This is a genomic window from Mesorhizobium sp. M1312 (assembly GCF_040318115.1).
Lineage (GTDB): Bacteria > Pseudomonadota > Alphaproteobacteria > Rhizobiales > Rhizobiaceae > Mesorhizobium.
Map to the genome: position 1 here is coordinate 69,593 of NZ_JAMYLQ010000019.1, position 21,185 is coordinate 90,777.

21 protein-coding genes and 2 pseudogenes are annotated in these 21,185 nt (G+C 62.2%); 6 read left to right on the top strand and 17 right to left on the bottom strand.

Features of this window, described 5'->3' with window-relative positions; all coding sequences use genetic code 11:
• Positions 1–37 precede the first annotated feature (37 nt).
• Entirely contained in the window at positions 38–1,471 is a 1,434-nt protein-coding gene (locus tag NKH36_RS21230) for an aromatic amino acid lyase (RefSeq protein WP_352963474.1), read from the top strand.
• 151 nt (positions 1,472–1,622) lie between these two features.
• On the opposite strand, the gene NKH36_RS21235 is transcribed toward NKH36_RS21230, so the two are convergent.
• Entirely contained in the window at positions 1,623–2,204 is a 582-nt protein-coding gene (locus NKH36_RS21235) for a GDYXXLXY domain-containing protein (RefSeq protein ID WP_352963476.1), read from the bottom strand.
• Entirely contained in the window at positions 2,201–3,316 is a 1,116-nt protein-coding gene (locus NKH36_RS21240) for a DUF2157 domain-containing protein (protein WP_352963479.1), read from the bottom strand. The genes NKH36_RS21235 and NKH36_RS21240 overlap by 4 nt, the downstream gene beginning before the upstream one ends.
• A gap of 236 nt (positions 3,317–3,552) precedes the next feature.
• Here NKH36_RS21240 and NKH36_RS21245 point away from each other — a divergent pair, with 236 nt between their 5' ends.
• Both NKH36_RS21245 and NKH36_RS21250 read left to right on the top strand, forming a co-directional pair.
• Complete coding sequence (locus NKH36_RS21245) at positions 3,553–3,693, top strand: DUF1127 domain-containing protein (protein ID WP_091596947.1); 141 nt, start codon at positions 3,553–3,555, stop codon at positions 3,691–3,693.
• A gap of 54 nt (positions 3,694–3,747) precedes the next feature.
• Positions 3,748–3,888 carry a DUF1127 domain-containing protein gene (locus tag NKH36_RS21250; RefSeq protein WP_023802557.1) on the top strand — a complete coding sequence of 47 codons (141 nt, stop codon included), beginning with the start codon at positions 3,748–3,750 and terminating at the stop codon, positions 3,886–3,888.
• 354 nt (positions 3,889–4,242) lie between these two features.
• On the opposite strand, the gene NKH36_RS21255 is transcribed toward NKH36_RS21250, so the two are convergent.
• A complete protein-coding gene (locus NKH36_RS21255; RefSeq protein ID WP_352963483.1) occupies positions 4,243–4,851 on the bottom strand; it encodes a hypothetical protein in 609 nt (202 codons plus the stop codon).
• Positions 4,852–4,943: 92 nt separating this feature from the next.
• Between NKH36_RS21255 and trmFO the strand changes: the two genes are divergently transcribed.
• Together trmFO and NKH36_RS21265 are read left to right on the top strand one after the other, a co-directional pair.
• Positions 4,944–6,356, top strand: a complete 1,413-nt coding sequence (gene trmFO / locus NKH36_RS21260) for a methylenetetrahydrofolate--tRNA-(uracil(54)-C(5))-methyltransferase (FADH(2)-oxidizing) TrmFO (RefSeq protein ID WP_352963486.1) — start codon at positions 4,944–4,946, stop codon at positions 6,354–6,356.
• Positions 6,357–6,433: 77 nt separating this feature from the next.
• Positions 6,434–6,736, top strand: coding sequence for a type II toxin-antitoxin system ParD family antitoxin (locus NKH36_RS21265; protein ID WP_352963489.1), 303 nt, complete (start codon positions 6,434–6,436; stop codon positions 6,734–6,736).
• 78 nt (positions 6,737–6,814) lie between these two features.
• Here the strand turns inward: NKH36_RS21265 and NKH36_RS21270 are convergent, their stop codons facing one another.
• The 4 genes from NKH36_RS21270 to yajC form a co-directional block, all read right to left on the bottom strand.
• Positions 6,815–7,666 carry a phytoene/squalene synthase family protein gene (locus NKH36_RS21270; protein WP_352963492.1) on the bottom strand — a complete coding sequence of 284 codons (852 nt, stop codon included), beginning with the start codon at positions 7,664–7,666 and terminating at the stop codon, positions 6,815–6,817.
• A gap of 1 nt (position 7,667) precedes the next feature.
• A complete protein-coding gene (locus tag NKH36_RS21275) occupies positions 7,668–8,057 on the bottom strand; it encodes an Mth938-like domain-containing protein (protein WP_352963495.1) in 390 nt (129 codons plus the stop codon).
• Positions 8,058–8,071: 14 nt separating this feature from the next.
• The gene (gene secDF, locus NKH36_RS21280) at positions 8,072–10,624 is read right to left on the bottom strand and encodes a protein translocase subunit SecDF (RefSeq protein ID WP_352963498.1); all 2,553 of its coding nucleotides are present in this window, start codon (positions 10,622–10,624) and stop codon (positions 8,072–8,074) included.
• A gap of 327 nt (positions 10,625–10,951) precedes the next feature.
• Entirely contained in the window at positions 10,952–11,290 is a 339-nt protein-coding gene (gene yajC, locus NKH36_RS21285) for a preprotein translocase subunit YajC (RefSeq protein WP_352954379.1), read from the bottom strand.
• A gap of 290 nt (positions 11,291–11,580) precedes the next feature.
• Here yajC and NKH36_RS21290 point away from each other — a divergent pair, with 290 nt between their 5' ends.
• A complete protein-coding gene (locus NKH36_RS21290) occupies positions 11,581–12,456 on the top strand; it encodes an ATP-binding protein (RefSeq protein WP_352963502.1) in 876 nt (291 codons plus the stop codon).
• 124 nt (positions 12,457–12,580) lie between these two features.
• Here NKH36_RS21290 and NKH36_RS21295 read toward each other — a convergent pair whose 3' ends face one another.
• From NKH36_RS21295 to NKH36_RS21340, 10 genes and pseudogenes are all read right to left on the bottom strand, one after another.
• Positions 12,581–14,077 (bottom strand): peptidoglycan DD-metalloendopeptidase family protein, encoded by a 1,497-nt coding sequence (locus NKH36_RS21295; protein ID WP_352963504.1) that lies wholly within the window; start codon positions 14,075–14,077, stop codon positions 12,581–12,583.
• Positions 14,078–14,496: 419 nt separating this feature from the next.
• Entirely contained in the window at positions 14,497–15,162 is a 666-nt protein-coding gene (locus NKH36_RS21300; RefSeq protein WP_352963508.1) for a protein-L-isoaspartate(D-aspartate) O-methyltransferase, read from the bottom strand.
• A complete protein-coding gene (gene surE, locus NKH36_RS21305) occupies positions 15,159–15,917 on the bottom strand; it encodes a 5'/3'-nucleotidase SurE (protein WP_352963511.1) in 759 nt (252 codons plus the stop codon). The genes NKH36_RS21300 and surE overlap by 4 nt, the downstream gene beginning before the upstream one ends.
• Positions 15,917–16,522: pseudogene (gene serS, locus NKH36_RS21310) on the bottom strand (serine--tRNA ligase); the annotation flags it as partial. The gene surE and the pseudogene serS, both read right to left, overlap by 1 nt.
• A 147-nt stretch (positions 16,523–16,669) precedes the next feature.
• Positions 16,670–17,359 (bottom strand): annotated as a pseudogene (locus NKH36_RS21315) (serine--tRNA ligase); the annotation flags it as partial.
• A gap of 216 nt (positions 17,360–17,575) precedes the next feature.
• Positions 17,576–18,385: a twin-arginine translocase subunit TatC gene (tatC, locus tag NKH36_RS21320; protein WP_095493799.1), complete on the bottom strand. Its 810-nt coding sequence runs from the start codon at positions 18,383–18,385 to the stop codon at positions 17,576–17,578.
• A 44-nt stretch (positions 18,386–18,429) separates the two neighbouring features.
• The gene (gene tatB / locus NKH36_RS21325; protein ID WP_352963514.1) at positions 18,430–19,110 is read right to left on the bottom strand and encodes a Sec-independent protein translocase protein TatB; all 681 of its coding nucleotides are present in this window, start codon (positions 19,108–19,110) and stop codon (positions 18,430–18,432) included.
• Between the two features lie 29 nt (positions 19,111–19,139).
• The gene (locus NKH36_RS21330; protein ID WP_287270573.1) at positions 19,140–19,361 is read right to left on the bottom strand and encodes a twin-arginine translocase TatA/TatE family subunit; all 222 of its coding nucleotides are present in this window, start codon (positions 19,359–19,361) and stop codon (positions 19,140–19,142) included.
• Positions 19,362–19,540: 179 nt separating this feature from the next.
• A complete protein-coding gene (scpB, locus tag NKH36_RS21335) occupies positions 19,541–20,320 on the bottom strand; it encodes an SMC-Scp complex subunit ScpB (protein WP_352963516.1) in 780 nt (259 codons plus the stop codon).
• Complete coding sequence (locus NKH36_RS21340) at positions 20,317–21,117, bottom strand: segregation and condensation protein A (protein ID WP_352963567.1); 801 nt, start codon at positions 21,115–21,117, stop codon at positions 20,317–20,319. The genes scpB and NKH36_RS21340 overlap by 4 nt, the downstream gene beginning before the upstream one ends.
• Between the last annotated feature and the right edge of the window lie 68 nt (positions 21,118–21,185).

Consider the following 21,185-nt stretch of genomic DNA (forward strand, 5'->3'; position numbering starts at 1 on the left):
CGAAACTCCAGCCGCCTACTCCTCAAAGACCTGGCGGGTGAACCACCCGGTCAAAGTCGCAAGTTCACGCATCGCAGAGTGTCGCGCATCGTTCCTGCGTCATATCGAGACCGACCCTGTACCGGTCATCTATGGCGTAACCACCGCTATGGGAGAACTGGCGAGCAGGCAGCTCGAACTTGGCGAGCGGGGTCGCCATGCGCGTATCAAGGCGTTCGCAGCCGCCACATCGTTCGGCGAGCCTTTGCCAGATCGCGTGGTAAGGGCGATCGTGCTCGCCCGACTGGCGAATTTCCTCGAAGGACATGCCGCGACGACACCGCGCATGGCGCTCGCCGTCGCCGCGATGCTGGACGGCGGACCGATGTCCATGGTGCCATCCTCCGGTCAGGGCGGTGCCGGTGAAATCTTCGCGCTCTATCCGCTGTTTGCGGAGCTTTCGACGCGCTTCGACCTGGAAGTCAAGGAACGAGGCTCCCTGATCAACGGTTCGCCTTGCGCTGCCGCGCTCGTGGCCGACGCGGCCTTGGCGGCTCGTCGCCGCGTTCACCTTGCCGAAAAAGTCTTTGCGCTTTCGATCGAGGCGTTTCGCGCGCCGCTCGAACATTACGACCCGGCGCTCGATGCGCTTTGGGGCGATGAACACGAAGCGGTGGCCCTGCGCGGATTGAGGGAGCTTCTTGCCGGCGCCGGCACCGGGCGGCCCCAGCACACGATCGTCACCGACGGGCGGCACGATGCTTCTGATATCTGCGAGGAAGGACTGAAGCGCCGCAATTATCAGGCGCCGGTCAGCTACCGCATCGTCCCTCGCATCCTCGGACACGCGCATCGCGCGTTGTCCTGCGCCAAGCGCGCGGCCACCGTGTCGCTCGCTTCGGTATCGGACAACCCGGTCTACATCCCGCCTGACGACGGGCATCCGCTCGGGCGCTGCATCAGCACCGGCGGCTATCACAATGCCATGGCAACACCCGCCCTGGACGATCTGGCAGCAATCTGGGCCGATGTCTGCCTCTTGTGCGACCGCCACGCCTCGAAGCTTCTGAACGGCAAGGTCTCGCTCTTGCCCGATCTGCTTTTGATGGGGAGGGACTGGAGCGACAGCGACGGTCACGGCAATGACGGCTATGTGCCGATGGCGATCACGGGCTATCTGGAGCAGGCGAAACTCGCGGCCCAACGCACCTTTATCCCGGGAACGGAATCGGCCGGCGCGGGCCAGGACGATGTCGCGACGACGGTGTTCCTAGCCTGGACGAAGGAGGCACGCTCCGGCCGCTGCCTCGATGCCGCGATGGCGATGCTGGCTGTGGTCGCCTCGCAGGCACTGCATGTCACCGAGCGCGCGGCTCCTCCGGCGCTGCAGGGCCTCGCCACTGATTTGCACCGTGTCTTTTTTCCAGGCGACGCGGAAAACGGAGCTGAGATTTATGTCTTCTCGCGTCGTCAGGATAATTGTCATGTTTGATGCTGTCCGAGCCGGCCACGCTTTCCCAATTCTAAAGCGCGTCGCGTTTGACCGGCCTCATGCGACGCGCTTTGGGTTGTTGTTTTTATGCATGTCGTTATCGCAAAACCGCTGCACACTTTTGCGCGACATGCATTAATCGGGGCCAATTCTAATAAAGCGGTTCATCGAACAGCGTCTTGTCGCCGTCCATCAGCGCCTTGATCTGCGCGGTGCCGTTGGCCGCGATTGCGACGCGGATGCCGAATGGCCGAACCCGCATGTCGTTCTGGATCGCCATCCCCTCGCCTTCCGGCAGATAAAAGCGCTCGATGCCGTAATCCGGCGCGATCGTCGTTGCTGCGCTGAGTTCCCACCCCGCAGCCACATGCCCGACGATATCGGCTTCGTCGGATGCTGCCGGCACCGGCGCTTGCCCGAACCAGGCCGTGGTTGCGCCCCAATAGCCGTCGGCGCCCTGCTTCAGCCTGACGACGATCGGCGTATCGTCGCTCGTCAGCTTACCGGCCGGAATGTTGGCGATCAGCTTCACCGGTATGCGCGAAATATCGTAGCCAAGGCGAATGAAGTCGCCGCGCAGCAGATCGCGCGGATCGATCGGTTCGACCCTAAGCAGCACTTGCTTGCCGTCGCGCAGGATCGCCGCCCGACCAGCGATGATCCAGCTCAGGAAGCCGATCTGGACGAGCGCCAGCACCACCGCCGAAATGATCAGCCTTTTACCGGTCATCATGCCGCCGCTCCTTCCACGCTCGGGGCCCTCATGCGCTTTTCCACGCGGAGGATCACAAAGGCAAGGATGCCGAGAAGCACAGCTGCCGCCAGGAAGAAGCCTGCCGTGTCGAGCATCGACTGCAACGTCACCACATAGATGATGGTGAGTTCGAAGGCGAAGCCGGCATAGGCAACCCAGCGCAAGCCCCTGCTGTCGCGTCCGCCCAGCATGATTGCCGCGACAATGCCGGCAAGCGCAACAGCCGAGGCAATGGCAAAGCCGCTGTTGTTGCTCTCACCGGCAAGTTCGAACTGGATCATCGCCAGGCCGGTAAGAAACCCGATCAGTGCGTGCAAGGGCAGACGGCCGCCCAGCTGCACGATCCAGTCGACGGGCTCGGCAGCGAAGATCGCAGCCGAGAAAAGCAGCACCGACACGACGACGAGCGGCACAGCGACCTGCAGCGTTTCGTATTCCGCAAACAACAGCACGAGATAGAAGAGGACCGACAGGATGATCAGGTGGCGCGCCGCCTGGCTGCGCGTCCAGAATGAAATGGCAAACAGCACCAGCGCCATGACGATGAAGAAATGCGGGATTTCCGTGCGACTGAAATAATCGAAGCCCTTCAGGAACAGCCATGCGTCGGCAATGCAAACAGAAGCGACGGTCAGCGGGTTCGAGCGCAGCGCAACCGCCGCCAAGGCTGTGCCAGCGCCCCAGGTGATCAAGGCCGATGTTTCGTCGCCGGACAAATGATACATCTGGCCGATCAGCGCGATCGATCCGCCGAACGCCGCCGCGGCGATGATCCAGAGTGCCTCGCCGATTGCAGCATGGTCGCGTGTCTTCAGCACGGCGCCGCCGACATAGCCGGCGAGGATGATGGCGAAGAGCGCTGCCACCCGCGCCAGCCGCGGGATGGCCTCCCAGTTGGCGGCGACGAAGATCAGGACGGCCGCACCAAAAAGCAGCGCCGCCATCATCGCCAGGATCGAGCCGAAGCTCAGTGATTTGCGCTCATTGGCCTCGACGTCGCGCGTTAGCGCGTCGGCCGTCGAGGCGTCGATCAGGCCAGCCTGCCGCCATCGTGCGATATCGGTCCTGACGCGTGACGAATAGCTCGCCATGCCTTTCTCCCCCAGCTTGGTCTTTTTTCAGCCGATCTGGCCAAACCGTTGACGCCACGGCATTTTCCGATTCGGGTTTATCTGTGTCGAAGACGTGATTTGGCGGTGATGGTGCATTGCACAATTTGCATTGCTGCTATGCACCAATAGCGCTTTTAAATCGATATGCCCCCACCTATCTTCAGGTCGTACACAAAGACGGAATGATCCGAAAGAAAGACGAAACGAGAAATACCATGAACCTGATCCGCAACTACCGCAACTGGCGCCGCTACCGGGACACCGTTTCCGAGCTGAGCCGCCTGAGCACCCGCGAACTGACCGACCTCGGCATCAGCCGCAGCGACATCCACTACGTCGCCCGCAAGGCGGTCTAATCCTCTTCGGACCGCAAATGGTCCGAACCAGTTTGACTTGAAAAGAGAACGACAATGAACCTGATCCGCAACTATCGTAACTGGCGCGTTTATCGCTCGACGGTTACTGAGCTGGGTCGCCTTTCGAACCGCCAGCTGCATGATCTCGGCATCGTCCGCGAAGAGATCAAGAGCATCGCCCGCAAGGCGATCTAGTCCAATGAATTTCGCCAGGGTCGACCTCCTCCCCGACCCTGACGGATACGGTCGGCCTTCACCTCCTCCCGAGGGTTGACCACAAAAACGGCGCCCGCCGCACCTCCTCCCGCGGCGGGCGCTGTTTAAAAGGACGAAACGAGTTTCGTCCTGGGGTTTCGCCCCCTTCATCAGGCGAAAGGAATTTCGTCAAAGCCGACCTCCTCCCCGGCGATGACGAATACGGTCGATCTTCACCTCCTCCCGAGGATCGGCCAGCAAAACGACACCCGCCGGACCTCCTCCCCCGGCGGGTGTTGTTGTTTTTCGGGGTCGAAGCAGCCTGAGAGGCGCTTGGCGGGACGCCCCTGTCCGTCAGTCCAGCGCACCGCTTTCCAGCACGCCCCGTTTCTTCCACTGGCTCAGCGGAAAAATGTCCGGTGCGCCGCCCATCGGCGCATACCAGGAATCCACCACCCATTCGGTGCCCCCGCGGTCGCTGATCACCGCCGTCCAATGGGGATAGCGCCCGTCGACAAACAGGCCCCGCGAGGCCTTGTCCTCGACCTTGTGAAACCTGAGCAGTTTTCGCTCGGCAAGATAGACCAGCAGAGCATGCGTATTGGTCGATTCGTCGACACAATCCATCTGGCCCCTGATGCGCGATGCACCGAATTCCGACTGCGGCAGATCGCGAATGCCGATGGCCCGGAAAATGCGCTGCTCGAAATAGCGAACAGCCTTCGAAATAGCGGAGCGCTCGGCAGGGGGCGAACCCGCACCCGCACGCAGGATAGAGCGGAAACGCGCGCCGTCACCGGGGCCGAGCGCCAGCATCGTGCGATAGTTGCAACTGTAGCCGTGGCATATGGGGATCCGCTTGGAAGCCGTCGCGGCCAGTTCGCCGGCGGTCGCTGATCCTCCCACAGCGATCACGACTGTCAGAAAGGTCGCTCTGGCAAAGATCCTGAGACTCCCGTCCATTCTCCGACAGTAGACGATTGCAGCACTTGGCGGCAACAGCGCCGCTACTCGGGCAATTGCAATCGCAGCTACAAGCGACTATTTCGGCGCTCATGAGCGAGAATCCCATTCACGTCATCGGCGGGGGCCTGGCCGGCTCCGAAGCCGCTTGGCAGGCGGCCGAAGCCGGCGTTCCAGTCGTGCTGCACGAAATGCGTCCCGTCCGCGGCACCGATGCGCACAAGACGGATGGGCTGGCCGAGCTCGTCTGTTCCAATTCCTTCCGCTCCGACGATGCGCAAACCAATGCCGTCGGCCTGCTGCACGCTGAGATGCGACTGGCCGGTTCGCTGATCATGAGCGCCGGCGATGCCAACCAGGTGCCCGCCGGCGGTGCGCTTGCCGTCGACCGCGACGGCTTTTCCGAAGCGGTGACCAAAAAGCTCGAAGCGCACCCGCTCATCGCCATCCAGCGCGAGGAAGTGCCCGGCCTGCCGCCGGCGGACTGGGACCAGGCGATCATCGCCACCGGCCCGCTGACCTCACCTGGGCTCGCCCAATCGATCGCGGAAGCGACCGGCGCCGATGCGCTCGCCTTCTTCGATGCCATCGCGCCGATCGTCCATTTCGACACGATCGACATAGATGTTTGCTGGTTCCAGTCACGCTACGACAAGGTCGGGCCTGGCGGCACCGGCAAGGACTACATCAACTGTCCGATGGATAAGGAGCAATATCTCGCCTTCGTAGGGGCGCTTCTGGAGGGCCAAAAGACCGAATTCAAGCAATGGGAAGGCACGCCCTATTTCGATGGCTGCCTGCCGATCGAGGTTATGGCCGAGCGCGGCGTGGAGACGCTGCGTCATGGACCGATGAAGCCGATGGGGCTGACCAATGCGCACAATCCATCGGTGAAGGCCTATGCCGTCGTGCAGCTTCGACAGGACAATGCGCTGGGCACGCTCTACAACATGGTCGGCTTTCAGACCAAGCTGAAGCACGCCGAGCAGGTGCGCGTGTTCCGCACCATCCCGGGCCTTGAAAACGCCGAGTTTGCCCGCCTCGGCGGCCTGCACCGCAACACCTATATCAATTCGCCGACGCTGCTTGACCATTCACTGCAGCTGAAATCGCGGCCCGGCCTGCGCTTCGCCGGCCAGATCACCGGCTGCGAGGGCTATGTCGAAAGTGCCGCCATCGGCCTGCTTGCCGCGCGCTTTGCCGCCGCCGAGCGGTTGGGCCAGGCGCCGGCGCTGCCGCCGATGACCACAGCCTTTGGCGCGCTGCTCAATCATATCACCGGCGGTCACATCGTTTCCGACGACGAGCCGGGAAAGCGCTCCTTCCAGCCGATGAACATCAATTTCGGCCTGTTTCCCCCGGTGGAGGTGCCGAAAGCCGAGGGAAAGCGCCTGCGCGGCAAGGACAAGACCGTCGCCAAGCGGCGTGCGGTGACGTCACGCGCGCTGGCCGACTGCCGCGAATGGCTGGGGCTGGCATCATTGGCGACGGAAGCCGCGGAATAGTCCGCCTGTCTTTTCTTGTCGATCGGTCGACAGGAGAGCAGGATAGTATCCTACTTTCATCACAGGGGAGCAATTCCATGGAGCCCGCCGAGAAACTGTCAGTCACCGTCACCCCCGCCATGGCGCGCATGATCCGCGAAAAAGTCGAGGACGGCTCCTTCGGATCGGCGAGCGAGGTCATCCGCGCGGCACTTCGCGCTTTCCAGCGTGAAGAGGAAGAGCATGCCGAGCGCATGGCGTCGATCAGAGCGCGCGTGAAGGCATCGATCGAGGATACAAGGCCGGCTGTTCCGCTCGAAGAGGCAATCGACAGGGTAACGAGCCGGATTTCGCAACTCATGCGAGACAACGATGATACAGCGTCTCGCCGTCGTTCTTAGCGAAGAGGCTATTACCGATCTCGAAGCGGCAGTCCCGGCTTTCCGTTCCTCTCTGGGTTCCTTCACATTTGGCAGTCTTCAGGCGTCCGGCCAGCCTCGCGTCGCACGCCGGAACGGCAGCCAATGCCGGCGCCAGGCCGAGAGCCGCGCCACCCCGTTCAGGGGTGAATGACGAGAACTTTCCATCTTGCCGAGATAGGCGCGCGACAAGGCCAGCTGCAAAAATGCCGGTCGCAGCGAAACCGGCAAGATCGATGCACCCTTCTCGAAAGCGGACAAATGCTCCTGCGCGAGTGCAATCATCGCGGCGACAGCGCGTTGCGCTCCAGGCCCGCCATTTCCCGCAACGAACTCCTTCGGCGACGACCCTGCCGCGGCCAGAATGTCGGCCGGGACAAAGCACTGCCCGCGCTTGCGGTGCAATGGCAGCAGCAGCAAAAGACCGGTCATCGCTTGTGCACAACCTGCCCTGCCCGCAAGTTCGGCGAAACGCGGCGCTTCGACCGGATCAAGCACCATTGCCGCAAGCTGGATGAGCGCTGCCGCCGTCTCGCCGCAATAGCCTTCCAGATCGGTCCGCGACGGCATAGGGTCGTCATAGAGATCGAAAATACGGGCTTCGAGCATGTTCTCGAAGGCAGATTTCGGCAGGCGGTGGGCGGAAATCGTGGCCGTCAACGCGTCCGCAACCGGATGGCCGGTGCCTACCCCGGCGTCCTCGGCTGCGATGACATCGCGCCACCATTGCAGCCGCATCTCGCCCGGCAGCGGGTCGCGGATACGGTCGCGGATGCCTGATATCTCGGCATTGAAGGCATAAAGCGAAAAAAGCGCGTCACGCTTGTCCTCGGGCGCATAGAGCGCGCAAACATAGCGGTCATGGTCGGCGGCTCGCACCGTTTCCATGACGATTTTGGCGTTCTCGCTCACGTCACTCGACGGCAATCAGTGCGGCGGCCACCGCACGGTTTTCCGCCAGAAGAACATTGTAGGTCCGCACGGCAGCACCAGTCGACATCGAATCGGCCGCAATGCCCGCCGCCTTCAGCGCGGCACGCAGCGACGCCGGCAACGGCCTGAGATCCTTACCGGCGCCGACCAGCAGGATCTCGACCTCGTCAGCCTCGTTGAGCAGCTTGGCGAAATCCGCCGCCGTCAGTGCCAGGGGATCAGCCGGCTCCCAGCCATAGATGCCCGACGGCAGACACAGAAGCGAGCCGCGATGCGACATGTCGGCGAAACGGAACCCGCCATTGCCGTAGGCCTCGATCGGTGCACGGCCGGGGTAATGCGCTTCGCGGATGACGATGCCTTTTGCCACGGGCGCAGCAATCGTCAGGTTGCCACGGCTTTGCCGCCGCTCACCCGCTTCTCCTCGTCGGCCGCCGCGGCCTGTGGCCGCAGCTTGAACAGGATGAGCAGAGGGGCGGCGATAAAGATCGACGAATAGGTTCCGAAGACGACGCCGAACAGCATCGCCAGCGTGAACGAACGGATCACCTCGCCGCCGAACAGTACCAGCGCCAGAAGCGCCAGGATCGTCGTCACCGCGGTCAGCGTCGTTCTCGACAGCGTCTCGTTGATGGCGTTGTTCAACAATTCCGGCAGCGGCATTCTCTTGTATTTTCGTAGGTCTTCGCGAACACGGTCATAGACGACGATCGTGTCATTGAGCGAATAGCCGATGATGGTGAGTATCGCCGCCAGCGACGATTGGTTGAATTCGAGCCCGGTGATGACGAAGAAGCCGATGGTCATGACGATGTCGTGCACCGTCGCGATGATGGCGCCGACCGCGAACTGCCATTCGAAGCGGAACCAAACATAGGCCAGGATGCCAAGCAGCGCGACCAGCATAGCGATCGTGCCTTGCTTGGCGAGCTCGCCAGAAACCGTCGGCCCCACCACTTCGACGCGGCGGAAATCATGCTGGTCCTGCAGCTCGCCGCGCACCTTGTCGATGACGGTCTGCTCGGCATTCTCGCCGCCATCCTGTGTGCCGACGCGGATCAAAACGTCGTTCGGCTCGCCGAATTGCTGGACCTGCACTTCGCCGATGTTGAGTTCCGTCAGCCTCCCGCGGATATCGGCAAGATCGGCGTCGCCGGTCTTGGCCTGCACCTCGATCAGCGAGCCGCCCTTGAAGTCGATGCCGTAATTGATGTCGATGGTCATGAACAGCACGACCGACAGCACCGATAGCAGGCTCGATAGAGCGAACGTCCAGCGGCGGATGCCCATGAACGGAATTCTCGTACCGGGCGGAATGAAGGTCACCGGCGCCCGCGGCAATTCCTTCGGCCGCGCCCGGCGAAGCCAGATCGACACCAGCAACCGGGTGAAGGTGAAGGCGGTGAAGACGGTAGTCAGAATGCCGATGGCGAAGGATATGGCAAAACCCTTCACCGGCCCCGTGCCGATCCAGAACAGCACCACCGTCGCGATCAGCGCGGTGACGTTGGAATCGACGATGGTCGCCAGAGCCTTGGTGAAACCGGTGTCGATCGCCTGGATGACCGAGCGGCCGGCTCTTCGCTCCTCGCGGATGCGCTCGTAGATGAGAACGTTGGAATCGACCGCCATGCCGATGGTCAGCACGATACCGGCAATGCCCGGCAAGGTCAGCGTCGCGCCCAGAAGCGACAGCAGCCCGATGATCATCGCCACATGCACCGCCAGCGCAAGGTTGGCGAGGAAGCCGAGGAAGCCGTAGGCGACGAACATGAAGGCGACGACGAGAATCGACCCGACCACGCCGGCGACCTTGCCGGCGTGAATGGAATCTTCGCCGAGCCCAGGCCCAACTGTGCGCTCTTCGATCACCGTCAGCGTCGCCGGTAGCGCGCCGGCACGCAACAGTACGGCGAGGTCGTTGGCGCTCTCAGCGGTGAAATTCCCCGAGATTTGGCCGCTGCCGCCAAGGATCGGTTCGCGGATCTGCGGCGCCGAAATCACCTGATTGTCGAGGATAATGGCGAACAGCTTGCCGACGTTTTGTGAGGTCGCCTGGCCGAAGCGCGCCGCTCCCTTGGAATCGAAGGTGAACGAAACCACCGGCTCATTTGTCTGGGAATTGTACGTCGCCTGCGCATCGACGAGATTTTCGCCCGAAACGATGACGCGGTTCTCGATCAGATACGGAACCGGCGGATCATCCTGCGAATACAACACCGAGGATCCCGCCGGCGGTCGACCGTTGAGCGCGTCCTGCACCGGCATGGACTGGTCGACCATCTGGAAGGTCAGCTTGGCGGTCTGGCCAAGAATGTCCTTCAGCCGTTGCGGATCCTGCAGCCCCGGCACCTGGACCAGAATGCGGTCGTCGCCTTGGCGTTGCACGATCGGCTCGGTGGTGCCGAGTTCGTTGACGCGGCGCTCGACGACCTCGAGCGACTGCGCCAGCGCCGTCGACGTGCGGTATTTGATGCCGGCGTCGGTGAAGGCAAATTTGAGCAGGCCGGGCTCGGAATCATCCAGCGACATCTCCTGGACGGAGCCCCCGCTGAACAGGCCGGCGGCCACCGGGTCGGTCAATGTCTTCAGCGCCGTCTTGGCGGCTTCGACCTGACCGGGATCGGTGATGCGGACCTGCACGGCTCGGCCCGATCCGGCAAGGCCGGTGTAACCGATCTTGGCGTCGCGCAGCCGCTCCCTGATTTCGTCGCGCGTCGTCTCCAGCCGATCCCTGATCAGATCGTTCGGATCCATCCTGAGCAGGATATGCGAGCCGCCCTGCAGATCGAGGCCGAGCGTCATCTGGCGCTTCGGCACCCAGTCGGGAAGCTTGGCGAGCGTGCTTGCCGAAAAAAGATTGGGCGCCGCGAGGATCACTGTGGCGGCCACGGCCAGCCAGATCAGGATCATCTTGAAGCGCGAGAAATACAGCATATAGCGTCGTCCGTCAGGGCATCCTGGCGGATCGTTCCGCCTGGAATTGGGTTATTTCTTGGCGTTCTGGTTCGCCACCGGCTCGCCTTTGGTCCGCACATGGGTGATTGTCGAGCACAAGGCAGTTCACTTTGGTGCTGCCATCGGGCTTTCTTCGCCTATTGTCAATCTTGCCGGTAAGGGACCGGCGCGCAATGGCATCACGAGATCGTTGGCGCCCTGGACCGGGTGGCCAGCCAGATCAGAGTCGGCTTGAAGTTCGAAAATACAGCAAATGGCGTCGTCCGTCAGGGGCGTTTCCGCGGACCGCTCTGCCAGAAATTTCGGCTATTTCTTGGCGTTCTGGTTCGCCACCGGCTCGCCCTTGACGCGCACATCGGCAATCGTCGAGCGCAGCGCCGTTACCTTGGTGCCGCCGCCGAGATCGATCTCGAGCTCATTATCGTCGATCACCTTGGTCACCTTGCCGACGAAACCGCCGCCAGTGATGACCGTGTCGCCGCGGCGAACCGCCGCCAGCATCTCGCCGCGCTTCTTCAACTGCGTGCGCTGCGGCCGGATAATCAGAAAATACATGATCACGAAAATCAGGACAAACGGCAAAATACTGATGAACATATCCGGGGAGGCGCCGACGCCTTGGGCATATGCCGGTGTCACGAACATCGAGGTACTCCTGAATTTTGAAATACAGCCGCCAACCGTCCTGGGGAAATTTGGCGGCCCCGTGAAATTTGGCCGGAATATAGTCGGTAAAGTTGCCAATGCAACTGCGGTCGGGCATTTCGGCTGCTTTTCCGGCTGGTTGAGCCGTGTTAGAGCATGATCCCGAAAAATGGAGCGCGGTTTCGGAAAAGATCATGCTCTAACAAAAGGTTGGAGCCGGTTCCGAAACCGCCGGTATCAAATAGGTCCCGTTGTCACACCTTCCTGAATGCAAAAACAAAAGACAAGATATGAGCGACAGCACCATTGAAGCCCTGAACAAGAAGCTCGACCGCCTGATCGAGGCGGTCGCCCGCCTCGCTCCGCCGCCAGTGCCGGAAACCGATCTCGGCGAGGCCGATTGCTTCGTCTGGCAGGCTGATCCCGGCTATCTGGAGCCGGTGCTCAAGGTCAACCGCGTCGACATCGGCCTGATCCGCGGCGTCGACCGCGTCCGCGACATACTGGTCGACAACACCGAGCGTTTCGCCTCCGGTTACGCAGCCAACAACGTGCTGTTGTGGGGCGCACGCGGCATGGGCAAGTCCTCGCTGGTCAAGGCCGTGCATGCGGCGGTCAATGCCTCGGCAAAGCTGGACCTGCCGCTCAAGCTCATCGAGATCCACCGCGAGGACATCGACACGCTGCCGAAGCTGATGAGTTTGCTGAAGGCAGCACCTTACCGCTTCATCCTGTTTTGCGACGATCTGTCCTTTGACCACGACGACACGTCCTACAAGTCGCTGAAGGCGGCGCTCGAGGGCGGCGTCGAGGGCCGCCCAGCCAATGTGATCTTCTATGCCACCTCGAACCGGCGGCATCTGCTGCCGCGCGACATGATCGACAATGAGCGCTCGACGGCCATCAACCCATCAGAGGCGGTCGAGGAAAAGGTTTCGCTGTCCGACCGTTTCGGCCTCTGGCTCGGCTTCCACAAATGCTCCCAGGACGAGTATCTCGACATGATCGACGGCTATATCAGCCATCACGGTCTTGCCATCAATCCCGAGACGCTGCGCGCCGAGGCGCTGGAATGGGCGACGACGCGCGGCAGCCGGTCGGGCCGCGTCGCCTGGCAGTTCATCCAGGATCTGGCAGGCCGGCTTGGCAAGTCGCTTCAAGATTAGGGACAACGACTGAAAAAGCCCGCCCCTTGCGGAGCGGGCTGAGCCGGCGGGCCGGACTGGAGGTCAGGCGGCGCGCAATCGCTTTTCTTGTTCTATTCAAGATAGGTCGAAGGATCGACCTTCTTTATTCAAGATAGGTCGAAGGATCGACCGGCGCCGAATTCTTGCGCACTTCGAAATGCAGTTTCGGCGAGTCGGTGGTGCCGCTCATGCCGGACTGCGCGATTTCCTGGCCGCGCTTAACCTTCTGGCCGCGCTGGACCTCGATCGAGCGGGTGTGGCCATAGACAGTGACCAACCCGTTCTCGTGGCGCACCAGCACCGTGTTGCCGAATTCCTTGAGGCCATCGCCGGCGTAAATGACGACACCGTTCTCGGCCGCCTTGACTGGGGTTCCTTCCGGCACGGCGATGTCGACACCATCCTTGCCACCGCCAAAGCTGGAGATCACGCGGCCGCGTACCGGCCAGCGCATCTTGCCGATACCGGTGGCGTTTGGCGCCACCGCGTCGTCATCCTCGGCCTGCTGGATGACCTTGGCATCCTTCTTCGGCGGCGTGTATGCGGCGAGCGTCTCCGACGGCGTGGTCTTTGCCGCAGGCGGGGTGGTGGCAGTGGTTACCGGATCGACCTTTGCCGGCTTGGCACCGGCAACCGTCGCGGTTCCGCCGGCCGGCACCTTCAGGGTCTGGCCGATCTTGAGCAAACCGTCTTGCAGGCCGTTCGCCTGCTTCAACGCAACCACGCCGACGCCGGTCTTCCTGGCGATGGCCGACAGCGTGTCACCCTGCTGGACGGTGTAGCTGCCGCCGGCACCAGTCGTCTTGGGCGCGGCATTTCCGTTGTTCGGCTGGCTTGCTGCGGCCGATGCATTCACCTGCGCGGCGGACTTGCCCTCCTTGAGCTTCGGCTGCTGCGGCAGCACGGCCACCATCGCCGGCGCCTTGGCCGGCAAATCGTGCTTGGTGTCGTTCGCAGGCTTGGCGTCCGCAAGCTTCGGCCCCGGTTTTTTGCCCGAATAGGCATAGGCGGGGATGACGAGCTTCTGGCCGGTCTTCAGCCCGTTGGTCGCGCTTAACCCATTGACCTTCATAAGGGCATCGGCGGGCACGCCATAGCGCCGCGACAGGCCGGAAATGGTCTCGCCATCCCTAACGATGATCTCAGTGGCACGCGGTTCGCCGCCCGCCGTCGCCATGCGCGTAGCGTCAGGCTGTGCGTTCTTGAACGGCTTTGCCGCTGTCCCGGTCGCAGTACGGTCGACCTGGGGGGCGGCTGGCGCCGAAGCGGTGCGCGCCGGATTGGCGGGTGCCGGCTGCGACTGGCTGACCGGCGGCAATTGCTGCGTCGTAACCGGTTCGAGGCTTGAGCGGCTGACCGACTGGGTATGGCTGCCGTCGATCGGCGCTGCCGAAACTGCCTCATCGCCGGGATAAGGCTGTGCGGCGTCCTGCTTGTCGATGATGGCGCGCTGGTTGTTGGTCGAGGAGGTGAAAACGTCATCGACGCTGTTGAACCGCGAGACCTGGGAACTGCATCCCGCCGCAGTGCCCGCAACCATAATGACAGCGAAACCCCGCGCCAGGTTGCGTCCGTTTGCCTTCAAAATACTGAATTGCATCGCTTTTACCCGCAGATACCCGGTACAGACTGACCGTGATTAAAGCGCGTTAATGTTACTGGTCGGTTAAACCTCTAGAATCAGACGCAAATTTTCTTAAAATATTTAAGGCTGCCTGTTTGGGGTACTCGATATTTCAGGTCAGGCCGCGCCGGAGTCGAAGAATTGGCCGAAAGCCTCAGCTTCGTCATCCTAGGGCGGAGCAGGAGCGAAGCTCCGTCCGCGGAGACCCTAGGATCCATTCCGTTACGTTAGCCGAAGAATGCAGGGCAGCAGCATTCCGCACCGTTGCAACGCCTTGATGGCGCGGCATGGATCCTAGGGTCTGCGCTGCGTCGCTTCGCTCCTTGCTGCGCCCTAGGATGACGAACCGAGAGGCTTCGGCTGATCGATTCCCAAGCGCGCGATGCGTCGGATAATCAGATGACCGCAGCTACGCTGCGCAGGATCGGCTGCAGGCGTACGAGGCCGATGTCCTCGCGTTCGAAGCGGCTGCCGACCTTGGTCAGTTTGGCCAGCACCTGCTCGCCCTCCTCGGGCCCGATCGGGGCGATGACGATGCCGCCGCTCGACAATTGGTCGAGTAGGAAGCGCGGCAGGCTGTCGAAGGCTGCCCACGCGACGATACGGTCGAACGGCGCTTCATTTGCCAGTCCGTTGGAGCCGTCCGCCTGGCGCACGATGACATTGCCGATGCCGAGCGCCTCGAAGCGCTGTTTGGCCTGCTCGGCCAGCGTCTTGTAGCGGTCGACAGTGACGACCCGCGCGGCAAGCCGCGACATCACCGCCGCCGTGTAGCCCGACCCGGTGCCGATCTCGAGCACGCGGTTGCCCGGCTCGATGGCAAGCGCTGCGATCACCGGGGCTTGCAGATCGGCGCCCTCGATCGCCTCGCCGCATTCGATCGGCAGCATGCGATCCGACCAGGCGATCGTATGGAACTGCGCGGAAAGGAAGCCGCGCCGCGGCGTCGCCTCGAAGGCGGCGATCAGCGCCTTCGGCACCACGCCCTTGCCACGCAGGCGGAGCAGGAAAGCGGCGAAGCCTTCGCGGTCGTCGAGCGTCGGACCGTGGTTCAGGTTCATGCGAGCGCCTTGGTCAGTTGATCGCGGATTTCATGAGCGGTGAGATCGAGCTGCAGCGGCGTTACTGACACCAGCCGGTTGCGCATGGCATGGAGGTCGGTGCCTTGCTTGCCCTCGACCGGCTCGCGGCCGAAGCGCAGCCAATAATAGGGAAGTCCGCGGCCGTCGCGGCGCTCGTCGACCCACAGGCTGTGGACGAGCTTGCCTTGCGAGGTGACCACAGTGCCGGCGACCTCTTCTGGCGCGCAATTCGGAAAATTGACGTTGAGCAGCACGCCGTCCGGCAGCGGCATGGCGACAAGCTTTTTGAGCAGCGCCGGCGCCAGCGCCTCGGTAGTCTCATAGGGAACGACGCGGTCCTCGCCGGCATAGGAATAGGCCTGGCTGAAGGCGACCGAGCGCACACCGAGCAGCGCGCCTTCCATGGCGCCGGCAACGGTGCCCGAATAGGTGACGTCGTCGGCGATGTTGGCACCGGAATTGACGCCGGACAGGATCAGGTCGGGGGCTGCCGGCAGGATCTTCTTCACGCCCATGATGACGCAGTCGGTCGGCGTGCCACGCACGGCAAAGTGTTTTTCGCCGATCTTACGCAGGCGCAGCGGCTCCGAGATCGACAGCGAATGCGCGTAGCCGGACTGGTCCTGCTCCGGCGCCACCACCCAGACATCGTCCGACAGTGTGCGGGCTACACGTTCGAGCGATGCAAGGCCCTCGGCATGGATGCCGTCATCATTGGTCAGGAGGATGCGCATTATTTCGATTCGATCTTTTCCACACCGCCCATGTAAGGCCGAAGCGCTTCAGGAATGGTTACGCTGCCATCCTCGTTCTGGTAGTTTTCGATGACAGCAATCAGAGCGCGACCGACGGCGGTGCCGGAGCCGTTCAGCGTGTGGACGAAGCGGTTGCCCTTGCCGTCCTTATCCTTGTAGCGGGCGTCCATGCGCCGCGCCTGGAAATCGCCGCACACCGAGCAGGACGAAATCTCGCGATAGGCGTTTTGGCCCGGCAGCCAGACCTCGATGTCATAGGTCTTGCGCGCGCCAAAGCCCATATCGCCGGTGCACAGCGTCACTGTGCGGAACGGCAGGCCGAGCCGCTTCAGCACGGTCTCGGCGCATTCGGTCATCCGCTCGTGCTCGGCAAGCGACGAGTCCTGATCGGTGATCGACACCAGTTCGACCTTGTAGAACTGGTGCTGGCGCAGCATGCCGCGCGTATCGCGCCCGGCCGAGCCCGCTTCCGAACGGAAGCACGGCGTCAGCGCCGTATAGCGCAACGGCAGCTTTTCATGCGGCGTGATTTCTTCGCGGACGAGATTGGTGAGTGGGACTTCGGCTGTGGGGATGAGCCAGAGTCTATCGGGATCACTGCCGGCCGAATTGAATCCCGCCGTACTGGGGAGCTTGCCTTTCGCTGCCTCGATTCCGGAACGACTGGCTTCGTCGAGGGCAGCCGCCCACACGGCAGCGAAGTTATCCCTAAGCTTTCTTGGATAAACATCGCCCGAGTACGTTTCGTATAGATCCGTCCCAAACTTCGGCAACTGTCCGGTACCAAACATCGCCTCGTCGCGCACCATCAGCGGCGGCTGGATCTCCTCATAGCCGTGCTCGGTCGTATGCAGGTCCAGCATGAACTGGCCAAGCGCGCGTTCCATCCGCGCCAGTCCCCTTTTGAGCACGGTGAACCGCGAGCCGGACAGTTTCGCCGCCCGCTCGAAATCCATCATGCCGAGCGCTTCGCCGATCTCGAAATGCTCCTTCACCCAGTTCGGGCGGGCCAGCACCTTGCCGACGGTGCGCTTGACGACATTGTCGTGCTCGTCCTTGCCGACGGGCACGTCGTCGAGCGGCACGTTGGGCAGCACCGCCAATGCGTCATTCAGCGCCTTGTCGAGCTCGCGTTCGCGCGCCTCGCCGTTCTGGACGAAGGCCTTGATCTCGCCGACCTCGGCTTTGAGTTTTTCGGCAAGGGTGGCGTCGCCCGAACGCATCGCGTTGCCGATCTCCTTCGAGGCAGCGTTGCGGCGCTCTTGCCTGGTCTGCAGCTCGGTCAGATGTTCGCGCCGCGCCTCGTCCCTGGCGATCAGATCATCGACCGTGGACTGTGCGTCATCGCCGGGCCACGAGCGCTTCTTGAGCGCCTCGACAAGGGCCTTGGGGTTGTCGCGAATCCATTTGATATCGAGCATTGTTTGTTCGTCCTCGGCGGGCATGTCGCCCAAAGTGCGCAGCGGTTTTGGGACAACGATATGCCCAAAGCAAAGACCTAAAACGCATCGTGTTTTAGGTCAGAGGGCGTAAACCGCATCTTTGATCGATGCAAGATGTCAAGGCCGAGTCCTTTCGCGCCGCTCTGTTCTGCCGGACAGAGGGGCGCGACAGGATGGAACCTACGGAGATGCAGCCTATGTAGACGACGCGTCCGCTGCTTTTTCGGCCGCCGCTTCCGCAGCCTCCCGCTTCTCGCGCGCCAGACGTTCCCGTTCCTTGCTGCGCTCGATCAGCCGGGCCGACCAGATCGAGACCTCGTAGAGAAGGATCGTGGGAACGGCCAGGCCGATCTGGCTTATCGGGTCGGGCGGTGTCAGAATAGCCGCGACGACGAAGGCGATGACGATCGCCCATTTGCGCTTTTCAACCAGCGCCTCGGACGACAGCATGCCGACCCGCGTCATCAGGCTGGTCACCACCGGCAACTGGAATACCAGGCCGAAGGAGAAGATCAGCGTCATGATCAGGCTGAGATATTCCGACACTTTCGGCAGCAGCGAAATCTGCACCTGGTCGTCGGTGCCGGCCTGCTGCATGGCGAGGAAGAACCACATCACCATCGGCGTGAAGAAGAAATAGACCAGCGACGCGCCCATCAGGAACAGGATCGGCGAAGCGATAAGGAACGGCAGGAAAGCGTTGCGTTCGTTCTTGTAGAGGCCGGGCGCGATGAATTTGTAGATTTGCGTGGCGATCAGCGGAAAGGCGATCACCATGCCGCCGAACATCGCCAGCTTGACCTGAGTGAAGAAGAATTCCTGCGGTGCCGTGTAGATCAGCTCGACCTTGTGCGGGTCGAGCCCTGCCCACTGGGTCGCCCATTTGAACGGGATCACCAAGAGATTGAACAACTGCTTGGCGAAAAAGAAGCAGAACAGGAAGGCGACGAAGAACCCGCCGATCGACCACATCAGTCGCCGGCGCAATTCGATCAGATGCTCCATCAGCGGAGCCGCCGATTTATCGATCTCGTCCTTTTCCGAAACGCTCACTTGCCGGCTCCCGCCGTCTTTTTGGCGGCTGCAGTCGGCATCTTCACCGGTGCAGGCTTCGGCTCGGCCTTTTTAGCTGCGGTCTTTGTCACGGCAGGTTTTGCTGCCGCTGCCACTGGCTTGGCCTTGGAGGCCGGCATCGCTTTCACTGGCGCAGGCTTCTTCTTCGCTGCCGAGGCCTTTTGCGGTGCAGCCGGCGTCGCCGTCCCGACAGGCGCCGGCACCACCGACTCATCGGTCATCGCCGGAAAGGTCGGCGCCGCCGGCGCCGCTTCCGGGGCACTGACGCCCGGCAGCACCGTCGCGCCATTCTTCAGCTCGGTATCCTGCGGCGTCGAAGCGGCTGGCATGACCGGATCGACGGCCGGCTTCGGCTTCATCACAGCGTCGACGCCTGAACGGACATCGGCTGCCGCCTGCTCGAATGGATTAAGCTGTTTCCTGATCTCGGCGGCCGGATTGAGGCTTCTGAGTGAATCGACCGACTTCTTGACGTCGTCGAGCTCGGCTTCCTTCAACGCATCGTTGAACTGTTTCTGGAAGTCGGCTGCCATAACGCGCAGTTTTGCAGTCGTGCGCCCGAAGGTGCGCAGCATGTTGGGCAAATCCTTGGGCCCGACGACCACGATCATGACGATCGCGATCACCAGCATCTCGGTCCAGCCGATGTCGAACATGGCGATACGTTCCGACTAAAGTTTTGGGCTCAGCTCTTGCTGGCCTTTTCCTTCACTGCCGAAACGGTTTCGTCGGCACGATGTTCGACGGTGCGCTTGTCCTCGGCAACCTCGTCGTCGGCCATACCCTTCTTGAAGCTCTTGATACCCTTGGCCATGTCACCCATCAGCTCGGGAATCTTGCCGCGGCCGAACACCAGCAGCACGATCACCAGCACGATCATCCAGTGCCAAATCGAAAATGAACCCATAACAATCTCTCTCGAATGTTTTCTCTGACGATGATCTATGCGCTTTCGCGTCGGGATTCAAACACAACCGCGACAGAGTTTATAAATGAGTGGCCGAAGTCACGCACTTTCGGCGCCATAGCCCGCTACCAATCGGCGCAGCCCCGAAATACCAACGGCTTTCAGCACGTCGTTTGCGGTCAATCTTCCTCGACACGCGGCGTCAACAGGCCGAGTTCCTCGAGGTCGATATCGGTCAGCGGATCCTCGTCGTCGGTCAGCGCATCCAGATCGGCCGGCGGCAGCGGAATGGAGAAATTGGACGGCATGCGGCCCGAAAGCAGCCCGGCGCCCTTCAATTCCTCCATGCCGGGAAGATCGCGGATCTCCTCCAACGCGAAATGGTCGAGGAAAATATCGGTGGTGCCGTAGGTGACGGGACGGCCGGGCGTGCGGCGCCGGCCGCGCATCTTCACCCATTCGGTCTCCATCAACGTGTCCAGCGTGCCCTTCGAGGTCTCGACGCCTCTGATATCCTCTATCTCGGCGCGCGTCACCGGCTGGTGATAGGCGATGATCGCCAGCACTTCGAGCGCCGCGCGGGAAAGCTTCCTCTGCTGCACTGTGTCGCGGCTCATCAAGAAAGCGAGGTCGCCGGCGGTGCGGAACGCCCAGGCATCGGAGATGCGCACCAGATTGACGCCGCGCCGCGCATAAATCTGCTGCAGTTCGGTCATCGCCGCGGCAATGTTGATGCCGTCGGGCAGGCGCGCAGCAAGCTGCTTTTCGCTGACCGGCTCGGCGCTGGCGAAAACGATCGCCTCGGCCATGCGCACGGCTTCCGCCATATGCAGCCGCTCGCCAGGATTCAGGGACAAATTCTGGGCCTGATTTTCTGACGGAGTCTCGGCGAGCACGCCCTCTTCGGTCTCGTCGTCGACCTTGAACGGAATGACCGAAGCGTTGGCGCGTTCACTCATGATGCCACCTCGACTGCCCTGATGCCTTGCGCACGGCCGCGCAGATAGAGCGGCGCGAACACCTCGTCCTGCCGCATTTCCATTTTGCCTTCGCGCACCAGTTCCAGAGTGGCCGCAAACGAACTGGCAATCGCGGTGCGCCGCTCGTCCGGGCCGGTCAGATATTCGACCAGGAAACTGTCCAGCGCTGTCCAGTCGGCAAACGTGCCGATCAGCCTGTTCAGGATATCGCGCGCGTCCTTGAGCGACCACACACCGCGCCGGGCGATCGTCACATTGGTGATCGCCTGCTTCTGGCGTTGCGCCGCATAGGCGGTCAACAGGTCGTAGAGCGAGGCCGAATAGGCGTTGCGTTTCTCGACGATGACCATTTCCGGCATGCCGCGGGCGAACACGTCGCGTCCGAGCCGGTTGCGGTTAACCAGGCGTGCCGCCGCGTCGCGCATCGCTTCCAGCCGCTTCAACCGGAATTGCAGCACCGCCGCCAGTTCCTCGCCGCTTTCGCCGTCGTCGCCGGGTTGCTTGGGGATCAAAAGCTTCGACTTGAGAAACGCCAGCCACGCAGCCATCACCAGATAGTCGGCGGCGAGTTCCAGCCTGAGCGCCCTCACCTTCTCTACGAAGGCCAGATATTGCTCGGCCAGCGCCAGGATCGAGATGCGCGACAGATCGACCTTCTGGTTGCGCGCAAGATGCAGCAGAAGATCGAGCGGGCCTTCAAACCCGTCGACGTCAACGACCAGCGCAGGATCGCCGGTCAGCCGCGAATCGTCATTCTCGGCCCACAGGCGATCCATCGGTGCGGCCTTGCCGGCCTTACTGTCCAATGTTTCCGCCACCTACTGTCGCTTTCCTTTGCTTCTAT